The following is a 13,139-nucleotide window of genomic DNA, read 5'->3' on the forward strand; positions in this document are numbered from 1 at the left end:
CCATGATCCGTTTGCATCGAGCGAAGCCGAAAAATCCCTCGACCCTTCCGCTGCGACGATGGGGTCCCGACGGCGTTCTGCACGACCGAACGGGACCGGGCCCTGGAATTCAGGGTGAGAAACAGAGCCGCGCGAGATAGCGGTCGTAGCGGGTCACGCGGCAGTTCATAACGCCCCTCGTAGCGCCCGCCCCAGAAGCTGGAAATAGGCCTTGCTCTGATCGTTGCCATCGGTCGCCCATTCGGGGTGCCACTGTACGGCGAGCAAGGGGGCGCCGTTGGGGCGGGCGCTATATGCCTCGATCAGTCCGTCGGGCGCCCGCGCCTCGACGGCCAGCCCTTGGGCCAATGTCCCGATCCCCTGATAATGAACCGAGTTTACATCCAGCGAAGGCAGATCATAGGCCGAAGCGAGCAACCCACCCGCGACCAGATCGACCTTGTGACGATGATCGAACATTGCATCGAACGCTACGCCGTCAGGCGCATGATGGTGCAGCAGATGTTCGCTTGCCGACGTATCGCGCCGCAACGTGCCGCCGAGCGCAACGTTGATTTCCTGAAAGCCGCGGCAGATGCCAAACAGCGGTCGCTGCGAGGCGATCACCGCTTCGACAAGATCCAGCATCATCCGGTCGCGGTCGGGATCGAAGGGCCCCTCGCCCTCCGATCCGTCGCCATAGAGCGCCGGTTCGACATTCGACGGCGTCCCGGTCAGCAATACACCGTCGAGCCGCTCCACCACCTCGCCCGCCTGCATGAAATCGGGCAACGACGGAATGATCAGCGCGGCGCAATCGGCGTGGCGCATCGCCGCCGTCGCGTACCGGTTGATGACCGTCTGCGCGATTTCGGTGCCGACGGTACGATTGCACGCGATGATGCCAAGGACGGGGCGCGAAGACATGCCCCTTGCTGCCGACTTTAGCGTCGTGGCGCCAGCGGAATTTTAGGCATGCCGGCGTGCGAACGCCGCCGCGGCACCAAACAGTCCGGGTTGCGGATGGGTGATGAGCTTGACCGGAATTGCCGCCATGAAATTCTCGAACCGGCCCTTTTCCACGAAACGTTCCGGGAATCCCGATCTTGCCAGGCTGTCACGAATGCGCAGACCGAGGCCCCCGGCGATCACGACACCGCTTGCACCCTGTGCCAGCGCCACATCGCCCGCGACGCTCCCGAGCGAGAGGCAAAAGCGGTCTACCGCCGCCGCGGCGAGGCTATCGCTGCCCGACATGCCCCGCCCCCATATCTCGCGATCGTCGAGCGGGGTGATCGCGCGGCCTTCGATGCTCGCCAGCGTCTCGTAGATGTCGACGATCCCCGGCCCCGACACGATCCGTTCGGCCGAAACGCGGCGATGGCGTTTGCGAAGGCGAGCGAGGATCGCATCCTCGATACTGTCGAGCGGCGCGAAATCGATATGGCCGCCCTCCGTCGCCTGGACGTGATAATCATCGCCATCGCGCCGGATATACGCGACGCCGAGCCCTGTACCCGGGCCGATGACGCTGATCGTGCCGGTCGTGGGAAGTGGCGTTTCGGGACCAGTCAGGCGTTCAAAATGGCATTCGCCCGCCTGTGCGACAGCATGTCCGACCGCTTCGAAATCATTGACCAGCACAAAGCGGTCCACGTTCAGTTTCTCACCGATCAGTGCCGGCCGAATGATCCAGGGGTTGTTGGTGAAGCGGATGACCTCACCGCGCGTTGGCCCCGCGATCGCAATCGCAACAGCGCGCGGCAGCACCCCGCCCTGCCGGTGTTCAAAATCCTGCCAGGCCGTCTGGAAACTCGCATGGTCGCTGGTATGCAGCGTCGTCGCATCGCCGAGCGAAACGACACGGCCGCCCTCGATACCGGCAAGCGCAAAGCGCGCGTGTGTGCCGCCGATATCAACCGTGACGATCTGTTCGCTCATGCCTCTCTCCTCCCGGCCCTGATACGGGATCGGCGTCAGATGTCGCACCCCCGCGAGCGATGCAACAAGGCATAGCTATGCGCGGCGATTTGGTCTACTTGCGAGTAGTTCTCAATAATGGAGTCACCCCGATGCCTGCCGCCAATCCGAATCCGACGCACGACTGGGATGGTGCGACTGGCGACAATTGGGTCGAGCATCAGATGAGGCTCGACCGGATGCTGCAACCGTTCGGCGATGCCGCCCTTTCCGCCGCCAACGTACAGGCAGGCGAGCATATACTCGATGTCGGCTGCGGCGCAGGGACAACGAGCTTTGCCCTGAGTATCGCGGCCGGCGTGCGCGGACGGGTGGTCGGCGTCGACATCTCGCCGCAACTGATTGCCCGAGCGAAAGCCGATAGGAAGCCGGACGCGCCGGTTGCATTCGAACTCGCCGATGCCGCCACCGCGCCGTGGGCCTCGGACAGCTTCGATCTGCTCTTTTCACGCTTCGGCGTCATGTTCTTCGGCGATCCGGTCGCCGCGTTCACCCATATGCGCCGCGCGCTGAAGCCCGGAGGTCGTCTGACCTTCGTCTGCTGGCGTGGGGCGCAGGAAAATGACTGGGTGCGCCTTCCGATGGCGGCCATCCGCGATCTGGTCGTCCCGCCCAAAACAGACCCCGAAGCGCCCGGCCCGTTCGCTTTCGGCGATCCGGCACGTGTCGAGCGAATTCTCCTAGCGAGCGGCTTTACCGACGCGATCCTGTCGCCCCTCGATGCCAGCATTCCTTACGGCCATGGCGCCACGCACGATGACGCTGTCGAGGATGCGCTGCGCCTGAGTTTCGCTGTCGGCCCGCTGGCACGGGCATTGGCGGGTCAGCCAGAGGACATTCGCGCACGTGCAGCCGACGCCGTTCGCGCCGCCTTTGCCGCCCGACCCGGCGGAACGTCGGTGATGATCGACGGTGCGGCCTGGATCGTTACCGCGCACAATCCCGCAGGCTGAACCGGCGCTCCCTGGTCGACACGCGATCAGCGTTCGATCTTGGTCGCCAGAATGACCGAGGTCGTCGTGCGTTCGATGCCATCCAGCAGACCGACATCGTCGATCAGTTCGTTGAGCTGGATGCCGTCTTCCGCCTCCAGCATCGCGATTATGTCGTACTCGCCGCTGATCGCATGGATCGCCTGCACTTGCGGCAGCGCCGCGAGAGCCTGTTCGACCTCGCGATGATAGCGCGGCAGCGTCTTGATCATCATATGCGCGCGGACGCGGCTGGCGGCGAAGGCATGACCGAGACGAACGGTGTAGCCCGCAACGACCTTGTCCTCCTCCAGCCGCGCAAGCCGCGAGTAGATTTGTCCGCGCGAAATACCGAGTTCCTTGGCGAGCTGCGCGATCGTCTGCCGAGCATCGTCGCGCAGGAGAGTGAGCAGGCGTTCATCGACCTCGTCCAGATTGATCCCGTTATTCGCCATCAATCGGGCCACTTCTCGTCCACGAAAATGGCGGTTTCGGCTGCTTTCCCGGCACTGATACGGCCACGATACATCCCGAGATCGTTAATGGCGAAAGCGGGATGGCCGTCGGGACCCATCGCGATCAGGCCCCCGTCGCCACCGATCGCGCCAACCGCGAGGATCGTCGCCTGCGCCGCGGCGGCAAGGCTTTCGCCATGCCAGGCGACCCGGTCGCAGACCTGACGCGCGGCACTTTCCCGGATGAAATATTCGCCCGACCCGGTCGCCGACACCGCGCATTGTCCATTTTTGGCGTAGGTACCGGCACCGATGATCGGCGAATCGCCAACACGGCCCCAGCGCTTGCCGGTCATTCCACCGGTCGATGTCGCAGCCGCGAGGTTGCCGTCGGCATCGATCGCAACCGCGCCAACAGTGCCGAACAGATGGGTTGGATCGATCGCCGCCGCCTGCTTCTCACGCCAACGGAGCAACTGTTGCCAGCGCTCTTCCGTGCGGAACCAGCCCGGATCGACCTGTTCGAGTCCCTGTTCGACCGAAAAACGGTCGGCGCCAGCCCCCGTCAGCATCACATGCGGGCTCTTGTCCATGACGGCGCGCGCCAGATCGATGGGATGCCGCGTTCGCGTGACGCCTGCAACGGCGCCAGCCTTTTGCGTCTTGCCGTCCATGATCGCCGCGTCGAGTTCATTCTTGCCGTCAGCAGTGAAAACGGCGCCGCGCCCGGCGTTGAACAGGGGGTTATCCTCGAGCACCCGCACTGCTGCGGCGACCGCGTCAAGCGCCGGGCCGCCCTTGTCGAGCACCGCGCTCCCTGCGCGCAGCGCATCGTCGAGTCCGGCGCGGTAGGCTTTTTCCTTTTCGGGCGACAGCGTGGCACGTTCGATCACGCCCGCACCGCCGTGGATTGCCAGCGACCAGCGCGGCACTTCGACGACTTCGCCCGCGCGCGCAGCATAGTTGCGCACGAACACGGGGTTGTCGACCTGCCCCGAAGGCAAGTGAACGACCGATCCGCGCCCGACGCCGGTGACTTTCACCCGCGGCGCATCGAGCGGTCCGCGCCCCGGGATATCGCGAAGGCCGCCGCCGTCGACAACCCAGGCAGAGCCATCGGGCTCGGTCGCGTAGATGCGCCCCGTTCCATCCGGTTCGACCGCAAGCGCCGCGCTCTCGTCGACGCCGAGGCCGATCATCGCGGTCTGGTCGGCGGGGCGACCGACCTGCGCCTTTGCGACAAAAGCGAACAAGCGGCCAAGGCGATCGCGTTCCTTGAAATGCGTGTCGGTCACGACGCCCTTGAGCAGCGCGAAGTGCAGGAAATCGCCTTCGATCGTATTCGCGGGGCCGAGCGGGTCGGCGAGCGCTTCGGGGCTGCGGATGCTGCCGTCGTCCATTGCGCCATAGAGCTTCTCGCCCTGGATCGCGAGGCCCGCGCTGGTGCCGGCCAGCGGCTTGCCCGCCGCGACGTGCGCATTGAGGATGTCGCCAACCGGCGTCCCACGCCAGAAGCGGACATAGCGAGCCTGATCCCCGCCGGCGATGAAGATGCCGTCGGCTTTGCGCAGTCGATCCAGGATCTTCTTGTTCGTCGCCTGCGACCGGGCATGAAAGACGAAAATCTCGGTCGACTGAATGCCGCCGATCTCGTGATAGAATTCCTCGCCGATCTCCTTGCCGTAAGATGCGCTGATCACGACGATGTGACCGTTTCCGGCCTTTTGGAAAAGCCACTTCATCGCGTCGGTGTTGCGGTCGCCACCGCCCATCAACAGCAATCCGCCGGAAACCGGGCCCGGTGTCGGGGTGTCGAGCTTTCCGAAGACATAATGTTCGTACGGTTGCTCTTTCGCTTCCTTTGCAGCTGCAGAAGAGAGCGTCAGCCCCAGCGCCGCGAACACCAGCCAGAGAGCCCGCATGATCCGATGCCGCATTCGATCGTCCTTCCCCACGCTCCAAAGAGGCATGATGTTACATAATGATCGCCTCGATTGACAATATGATTTCCGTATTTGCCATATTGATTGAAATTATCGGCAATTTCTGATTCAGTGGTATCGACAAAGAAGCGCAAAATGGTTGGATCCGATTCGCGCGATGCCACGGCGCTGAAACAACAGGGGGTTGTACGATGACGAATTTTTCGAAGCGGTCGTTTCGGGTGTTGCTGGGGCTGGGGGTTTGCATCCCGGCGTTCACCGCATCGGCTTTCGCACAGGAAAGCTCGGAGAGCGGCGAAAGTCAGGAAATCATCGTCACCGGATCGCGCATCCCGACGATCAAGGACCAGGGGCCGTCGCCGGTCACCGTCATCGATTCCGACACGATCCGCGCAAATGGCTATACCAGCGTTCCCGAGCTGCTCGCCGCGATGACCCAGAACAGCGGCGAAACGCAAAGTCCGCAGTCAGGCAGCAGCGCCGACTTCACGCCGGGAGCGCAGCAGGTCGACCTTCGCGGCCTTGGCCCCAATCACACGCTGGTGCTGGTCAACGGCCGGCGCATCGCCGATTTCCCCCTGCCCTATATCGGCCGCAGCAACTTCACCGACATCTCGAACATCCCGGTCAGCCTGATCGACAAGGTCGAGATTCTCAGCGGCGCGGGATCGGCCATCTATGGCTCCGACGCGATCGCGGGCGTGATCAACTTCAAGATGAAGGAAAAGCTCGACGGGCTGACGCTCGACTATCGGCATGGGCGCACCGAGCACGGCGGCGGCATGTCGCATCGCTTCACTGCGACGGGCGGCTGGTCGTCGGGACGCTTCAACATCGCCGGGGGCGTCGAATATCTCGACCAACGACCACTCTGGGCCTATGATCGCGCGATCCAGGACAGCACCGACGACAGCCCGGTGGCATCGACGCGCATCGCACGGCGCACCTTTTACCGTGCGGATGAAAATGTCGACTATATCACGCCGCCGGACGGCGCCTGTGACGCGCTGTCATCGCTCAACGGCGGATCGATCTTCCTCGCGAACCGGCCGCGCTATGGCGACTATTGCGGCAGCAAGACCTCGATCGGCTATGGCACGATCATTTCGGGCCGCAAGGGTTTCAACAGTTTCGGAACCATGTCCTACGAGCTGTCCGACAATGCCAAGCTGTTCACCGATTTCCAGTTCGGGATCAGCAAGGTCCGGCTGATGTACGACGTGACGAGCTGGGCATTCGAACAATCGTCGAGCAGCGCCGACAATTATTTCTTCAACGGCACGACCGGCCAGCTGGAAGATTGGGGCCGGCAGTTCACGCCCGAAGAAACCGGCGGGCTGGAAATGCAGCGCAGCAAGCAGACGACCTACAGCATCACGCCGGGCGTCCGCGGCAATTTCGGTAACGCCTGGAATTACGAGCTGTCGTTCAATTACAGCCGCTACCAGTCGACGGTTCGCTGGCCGCAGATCATCAACAGCAAGGCGAAGGCACTGTTCCTGGGCGCGCAGGACGGCGTTGACGAAGACAGCGGCTATCCGATCTTCAACCCCGATACGGCGCGCCTGTATACGGCCCTGACACGCGCGGAATATGAGAGCATTTCGGCCGACACCGTCTATCGCCCGTTCGCCTGGACGAGCAATCTACAGGCAACGTTGACCAACGGCGAGTTGTTCCAGCTTCCCGCCGGGCCCGTCGGTTTCGCGGTGGTCGCCGAATATGGCAAGCAGGGCTATAATCTGCGGCCCGACCCGCTGGCACTTACCGATTATTACTACAGCTGGAAGGACAGCGACGGCGTCGGCAAGCGCAGCCATGGCGCGATCGGCGGCGAGCTTCGCGTGCCCGTGCTCGATTTCGTCACGATCTCGGGCGCAGGCCGTTATGACAATTTCCGCTTCGCCGGAGGAAGCACCGGGAAGTTTACCTATAACGGCGGGGTGGAAGTGCGCCCGATGGAAAGCCTGTTGTTCCGCGCCGCCTATGGCACGGCCTTCCGCGCGCCCGACCTCCATTATGTATTCACCGGCCCCGGCAACGTCGAAGGCAGCGTCAACGACTATCGCCTTTGCGCGGAGGAGGGTCAGGATATCGAGGATTGCGATTACGCCGACATCGGTGTTGTCGTGAATCGCAACGGCAACCGCGACCTCAAGTCGGAAACCGGCCGGACGCTGACGGCGGGCCTCGTCTTTTCGCCGTCGAGCCGCCTGCATATGTCGGTCGATTATTTCCGCGTCACACTCGACAACCAGGTCGACGATCTCAGCCTCGACACGCTGGCGCGAACCGAAGCCGACTGCCAGCCGGGCGGCGATCTCGACCCCAGTTCGCCAACCTGCGTAGACGCGATCGCGCGTATCCAGCGGTTCCCGTCCAATGTTCAGGACGGCCGGATCGAATCCATCCGCGTCAACCCGATCAATATCGCGCGCGAAAAGACCAGCGGCATCGACCTCGCCTTCCGCGGCAGCTTGCCGACGAGCTTTGGCACCTTCACCCTGTCGCTGGGCCACAGCCATGTGTTCAAGCACAGCTTCCAGCAGTATCCGGGCGATCCGACCATCGACAAGCTGGCTGCCGATAGCGGTTATTACCTGCCGCGCGACAAATCGACCGGCAGCTTCAGCTGGGAGAATGAGGGGTTGCAGTTCACCCTGTCGGGCACTCGCCTCGGCAAGCTGCCCAACTATGACGAAGATGCCTTCATCAAGGCGAGCTATCTGTTCAATGCGACGATGCAGTATGACTTCACCGATCATCTGCGCGGCTCGCTGACGATCCGGAACCTGCTCGACAAGAACCCGGTGAAGGATCCGACCTGGTCGAGCTATCCCTATTACAACACGAGCTGGTTCGACAGCATCGGGCGCAGCGTGTTCCTGCAACTGACCTACAAGCTGGGTGGCGCGGCGCTTTAAGCGCCGCCTGCCGGCTGTACAAAGACGGGAGAGGCGTCGGTAGTCCATGCGGGCATCCGGCGCCACCTCGCGCGCGCGTCAGATAGAAGGGGACGCGCCGCGGCGCGCCCGCAAGGCCGCACTCAGCCGCCGTAATTGCCATCATTTGAAGGAATGGCGCCCCGTGCTGGATAAACATAACGAATATGTGTCGCCGTTCGTACTACTATAGCGCCGCAGCGCGACGCTGTTCATCGTCTTTTACCGCCGCGTCAAACCGCCAGCGCTACAGACTAGGTTAGGGCCAAAGCGGCCGCCTAGAGCAACAGGCCTTGTGATTGCGATCTGAACGCAGGCGATGCTGGCGGTTCCTGCTAGGAATCGGGCTTACGCTTCGCGAAACCGCGTCACCGTGTTGGTTGCCTTGCCATGGGAGCAATCGCACGAGACGACGCCACACATTGCCTAGTTGACAAACATCATATGAACACATATTCATGTGTTCATTCACTTTCTATGAAAGCTCTGTAATGGCCCATTCGCACGCAGATCATGGTCATGGCCACGATCACGATCATTCGCATACGCCGACCATCACCAGCGCCAACGAACGCAAGGTACTTTTGTCGTTCGGTCTGATCTTCACCTTCATGGTGGTCGAAGTGGTTGGCGGGCTGCTTTCTGGTTCGCTCGCCCTGCTGGCGGATGCGGGGCATATGGTGACGGACGCTGCCGCGTTGGCGCTCGCTTACGCGGCCTTTCGTTTTGGTCAGCGCGGAGCCGATTCCAAGCGCACCTTCGGCTATCTGCGGTTCGAGGTGGTTGCGGGTTTCGTCAACGCCGTCACTTTGTTCGCGATCGTAGGCTGGATCGTCTATGAAGCTTGGGAACGCTTTCAGGAGCCGCAGCCGATCCTCGCGGGGCCTATGTTCGCCGTCGCGGTCGCGGGGCTGCTGGTCAATATCCTCGTATTCTGGATTCTGACGCGCGGCGATAGCGAGCACGTCAACATCAAGGGTGCGGCGCTGCACGTCATGGGCGACCTGCTCGGTTCGGTTGGTGCCGTAGGTGCTGCGGTGGTGATCTATTTGACCGGCTGGACGCCGATCGATCCGATCCTGTCGGTTGTCGTCTCCATCCTGGTCTTGCGTAGTGCATGGAAACTGGCCGCCAAGTCGCTTCATATCCTGCTCGAAGGCGCACCCGACGGTGCTGCACCGGAGAAGATCGAGCGTCATCTTCTGGAGCAGGTGCCCGGCGTTGCGGCAGTCAGTCATATCCATGTGTGGTCGATCACGTCGGGCCGCACGCTGGCGACGATGCACATTCGTCCCAAGAGCGACGCTGAGGCCCGCGTGGTCGTGCGTGCGGTCGAGCGCGAGCTGGAGCACCAATTCGAGATTGAGCACGCTACTGTGGCGGTCGACTGGAACGAGGAAGGCGAAACGTGCAGCCTGGCGCCGGGCAACAAGCGGGACAATGGGCATGGACACGACGAGAAGCATGACCATTCCGCTCACGGCCACGGCACGTCAGGAACGGGTTGTTCCCACTAGGGGTTATTGAAAATGGCAGACCAACCAAATGCCCGCCGGAATGTCGCCGTCCTTACGGCCGCGCAAGCCTTGGGCGGCGCCAGCCCGCCCATCGTGATGTCGCTCGGTGGGTTGGTTGGTCAAGACCTTGCGCCCGATCCCGCATGGGTGACTTTCCCTGTCAGCCTGTTCGGTCTCGGCCTTGCAATCGGAACGCTACCTGCCGCCTTCGTCATGCGGCGTTGGGGGCGGCGAAATGGCTATGTATTCGGGGCTCTGATCGGGATTATCGGAGGCTTGATCGCCGCATTCGGGATCTTCTCCCGTTCATTTGAGATATTTTGCGCCGGCACCTTCGCTGCCGGCTTCTATAGCTCCTACGTCCAAAGCTATCGTTTCGCGGCCGCGGATGCCGCAGAAGGCGCGTGGAAAGCCAAGGCGATTTCGTGGGTGATGGTGGGTGGCCTTGCCGGTGCTGTCGTGGGGCCTCAACTCGTCATCTGGACGCGAGATGCGCTCGGCGGCGCTCCTTATGCCGGCAGTTTTCTCAGTCAGGCGCTGCTGCCAGTGATCGCTATTCCGATCCTCCTCATGCTACGCGCACCGCGCGCGGATACGGGCGGCGATTCTGAAAGCGGCGGTCGGTCGCTGCTTCAGATATTGTTGATGCCGCGGTACATGTTGGCGGTGGCAACAGGCGTCGTTTCCTACGGCGTCATGGCTTTCGTCATGACCGCCGCACCGGTTGCCATGGTTAACAACGGGCATTCGGTGGACGACGCCGCGCTTGGTATCCAATGGCACCTGCTTGCGATGTTTGCGCCGAGCTTTTTCACCGGCAGGCTGATGGCGCGCTTCGGCAAAGAGAGAGTCACGGCGATTGGCCTCATTCTGCTCGCTGCCTCGGGCGTCGTCGCGCTGGGCGGCTTGGAACTCTCGAACTTCTGGTTCTCGCTAGCCCTGCTCGGGATCGGCTGGAACTTCAGCTTTATCGGTGCGACCGCAATGGTGACAGATTGCCATAGTCCAGCCGAGCGCGCGAAAGCGCAAGGCGCGAACGACTTCATGGTCTTTGGGACCACTGCCCTCGTTTCCTTCCTTGCTGGCTCGATCCTGCACAGCTCCGGTTGGGCCGCGATAAACTGGCTGATCTTCCCTGTGATCGTCGCGGGCCTTGTTCCCCTACTGCTTCGACAAGCTGGCTCCGCGAACGCTAAGGAGTGATTGTTGGAGACTAGCTATCGCGCGGTCGCGGGACAGTACATTACGCATGTACACATCGTCATGTATTCATGTATGCGAGAGCCATGATGAACGACACCGCAGCCCCAGTAGATCACGACAATCCCGAGCATTCCTTGGGGCTGTCTGGTCAAGGTGTAACGACCCTGACTGAAACCTTCAGGCTGCTGGGTGATCCTTCTCGCCTGCGCATCCTGCTTTATTGCTTGCAAAGTCCGCGATCGGTCGGCGACATCGCAAAAAGCCTTAACTTGTCTCAAACGCTGGTGAGCCATCACTTGCGCCTCCTGCGCGGCGCGCGCTTGGTCCGAAGCGAACGGCAAGCCAAGCAGATATTCTATGAAGTGGCCGATGCTCATGTGAGCACCATGCTCATCGATATGGCGAGCCATATTGTTGAGGATCACGGCGACGACTGATCGCGCGTTCGTGGATCGGCCGCGTGCCTTCCGGCGCAGTCGTATCCTTGATCGGCTGGTCGGGACCGACAACCGCCTTCACGGTTGGAGCCGGCATGGGATTTGCGCTGGGTAGCGAGACATGCGGCGGCGGAATGACAGTCCTGTCGGGTATCGGCTTGGGTTAATCCTGCTGAATCTCTTCTGGCCGGGCGGCTTCTCTTCGACCGGTACTGGCGGAGCGGCGGGCGGTGCCACGTTGAACACGCCGAGATGCGTCGGCTCTTTCAAGACATGGTAATGGTCCAGGAATTCAGCGTCACGCCGACGATCGCCATAGCAACCACCGTCACCCCGCCCATGCCTAACAATCACTACCTGCGCTGAAGTTCGACCACATCGTGACGCGCGGCTGTGCCTTGCGTCACCGTCGCACGTGCGAAATGCTCATCGAAAACCTCGTCGATCGTAACCTGGGCGACTTTGGTGCGGGTGAACGTGGGGCTTCCCTTCGAGGGGCCGGGTCGTTGGCTGATTCGATAGACATCCAGCACCTGGGCGGCTGTTGCGCCATCAGCTTTGCCGATACAGAGGACGGCTTGCGTCCCGTCGAGCGAGACGATCTGGCCACGCATGAAGATCGTATGGCCGATGCCCTGGGCGATTGCGGGCGGAGCGGCGAGAGGCGCGGCGCACAGGAGGGCAACAGCGGCAATGGTGCGTAGGCTCATGCATTATCCCCTTTCAGTGGACGGTTTAAAGTCGAAGAAACGTCAATCTTCGCGCTCGCCCTGCCTTTCGGGCAACGCCGCGAGATGTGCGAGAATCGGGCAATCGGTCGCCGGCGCATTCACGGGACACTCGTCAGCTAGGCGCTGTAGCGCCGCCTCGATCTGCGATAGGTCAGAGATCTGGCTTTTGAACTCGGCGATCTTGCGCTGGGTTATGTCGAGCACGTCTGCGGCGCGCGCGGTATCGGAGCTGTGCAGCGACAACAGCGTGCCGATCTCCTTCAGCGTGAAGCCAAGATGCTTGCCCTTGCGGATAAAGCGCACCCGCTCAACGTCACGCGCATCGTAGATGCGATAGCCCGCCGCTGTGCGGCCGGGATCGGCGAGCAGGCCATGCCGCTCGTAATAGCGGATGGTGTCGGCTCGCACGCCGACAGATTTTGCAAAGGCGCCGATGGTAAGGCCGTTGGTCATGGCCTGCTTCCCTGCACCTTGGACCATAGTCCAAGGTCAAGCTGTTTTTTTGACGAGGCGGAGGATCGGCGGCCTGTGTCGTCATAACGACCAATAGCGAATGCGACCCTTGACCTTGGACTATGGTCCAAGGTGCACAGCCGTGAACGGATGTTCGTCGGGTGGTCCGGCGAATCGATCCGAGGAGGTAATTCATGTCTCATTCTGCGAATCAATCCTGTATCGACGCCTGCAACGCCTGCGCCGATGCTTGCGATCACTGCACCTCTGCTTGTCTGCAAGAGGCCAACTGCACCGCGATGGCCCGCTGCATTCAGATGACGATCGACTGCGCCGCGCTGTGCCGGCTCGCGGCGAGTTTCCTGGCACGCGGCAGCGACCATGCGAAGGCGCTGTGCGAGCTTTGCGCGGCGGTCTGCGACGCCTGCGCAGCCGAGTGCGGCAAGCATCAGCACCAGCACTGCCAGGACTGCGCGGCGGCCTGCCGGCGCTGCGCCGAGGAATGCCGCCGCATGATCGGCGCCTGAG

The 13,139-nt window shown here is 62.2% G+C and carries 12 protein-coding genes; 6 read left to right on the forward strand and 6 right to left on the reverse strand.

Annotated elements, in window-relative coordinates; all coding sequences use genetic code 11:
* Window positions 1–165: 165 nt before the first annotated feature.
* Window positions 166–906 carry a gamma-glutamyl-gamma-aminobutyrate hydrolase family protein gene (locus JNM03_RS14695; RefSeq protein WP_294037705.1) on the reverse strand — a complete coding sequence of 247 codons (741 nt, stop codon included), beginning with the start codon at window positions 904–906 and terminating at the stop codon, window positions 166–168.
* 42 nt (window positions 907–948) lie between these two features.
* Entirely contained in the window at window positions 949–1,920 is a 972-nt protein-coding gene (locus JNM03_RS14700) for a glucokinase (protein WP_294037706.1), read from the reverse strand.
* A 131-nt stretch (window positions 1,921–2,051) separates the two neighbouring features.
* On the opposite strand from JNM03_RS14700, the gene JNM03_RS14705 reads away from it, so the two are divergent.
* Complete coding sequence (locus JNM03_RS14705; RefSeq protein ID WP_294037708.1) at window positions 2,052–2,912, forward strand: class I SAM-dependent methyltransferase; 861 nt, start codon at window positions 2,052–2,054, stop codon at window positions 2,910–2,912.
* Between the two features lie 26 nt (window positions 2,913–2,938).
* Here the strand turns inward: JNM03_RS14705 and JNM03_RS14710 are convergent, their stop codons facing one another.
* On the reverse strand, window positions 2,939–3,385 hold the full coding sequence (locus JNM03_RS14710) for an Lrp/AsnC family transcriptional regulator (RefSeq protein ID WP_294037710.1): 447 nt from the start codon (window positions 3,383–3,385) through the stop codon (window positions 2,939–2,941).
* A complete protein-coding gene (locus JNM03_RS14715; protein ID WP_294037712.1) occupies window positions 3,385–5,322 on the reverse strand; it encodes an isoaspartyl peptidase/L-asparaginase in 1,938 nt (645 codons plus the stop codon). Before JNM03_RS14715 ends, JNM03_RS14710 begins: the two co-directional genes overlap by 1 nt.
* Window positions 5,323–5,519: 197 nt before the next feature.
* Between JNM03_RS14715 and JNM03_RS14720 the strand changes: the two genes are divergently transcribed.
* From JNM03_RS14720 to JNM03_RS14735, 4 genes are all read left to right on the forward strand, one after another.
* On the forward strand, window positions 5,520–8,252 hold the full coding sequence (locus JNM03_RS14720; protein ID WP_294037714.1) for a TonB-dependent siderophore receptor: 2,733 nt from the start codon (window positions 5,520–5,522) through the stop codon (window positions 8,250–8,252).
* A gap of 509 nt (window positions 8,253–8,761) precedes the next feature.
* Window positions 8,762–9,787, forward strand: a complete 1,026-nt coding sequence (locus JNM03_RS14725; RefSeq protein WP_136956075.1) for a cation diffusion facilitator family transporter — start codon at window positions 8,762–8,764, stop codon at window positions 9,785–9,787.
* A gap of 12 nt (window positions 9,788–9,799) precedes the next feature.
* On the forward strand, window positions 9,800–10,990 hold the full coding sequence (locus tag JNM03_RS14730) for an MFS transporter (RefSeq protein ID WP_136956076.1): 1,191 nt from the start codon (window positions 9,800–9,802) through the stop codon (window positions 10,988–10,990).
* A gap of 86 nt (window positions 10,991–11,076) precedes the next feature.
* A complete protein-coding gene (locus JNM03_RS14735) occupies window positions 11,077–11,427 on the forward strand; it encodes a metalloregulator ArsR/SmtB family transcription factor (RefSeq protein ID WP_136957350.1) in 351 nt (116 codons plus the stop codon).
* Window positions 11,428–11,780: 353 nt separating this feature from the next.
* On the opposite strand, the gene JNM03_RS14740 is transcribed toward JNM03_RS14735, so the two are convergent.
* Window positions 11,781–12,137, reverse strand: coding sequence for a hypothetical protein (locus tag JNM03_RS14740; protein WP_136956077.1), 357 nt, complete (start codon window positions 12,135–12,137; stop codon window positions 11,781–11,783).
* A 42-nt stretch (window positions 12,138–12,179) separates the two neighbouring features.
* A complete protein-coding gene (locus JNM03_RS14745; RefSeq protein ID WP_136956078.1) occupies window positions 12,180–12,611 on the reverse strand; it encodes a heavy metal-responsive transcriptional regulator in 432 nt (143 codons plus the stop codon).
* A 194-nt stretch (window positions 12,612–12,805) separates the two neighbouring features.
* On the opposite strand from JNM03_RS14745, the gene JNM03_RS14750 reads away from it, so the two are divergent.
* Window positions 12,806–13,138, forward strand: a complete 333-nt coding sequence (locus tag JNM03_RS14750; RefSeq protein WP_136956079.1) for a four-helix bundle copper-binding protein — start codon at window positions 12,806–12,808, stop codon at window positions 13,136–13,138.
* Window position 13,139: the final 1 nt, after the last annotated feature.

The organism is Sphingopyxis sp. (assembly GCF_016793825.1).
Taxonomy (GTDB): Bacteria; Pseudomonadota; Alphaproteobacteria; order Sphingomonadales; family Sphingomonadaceae; genus Sphingopyxis.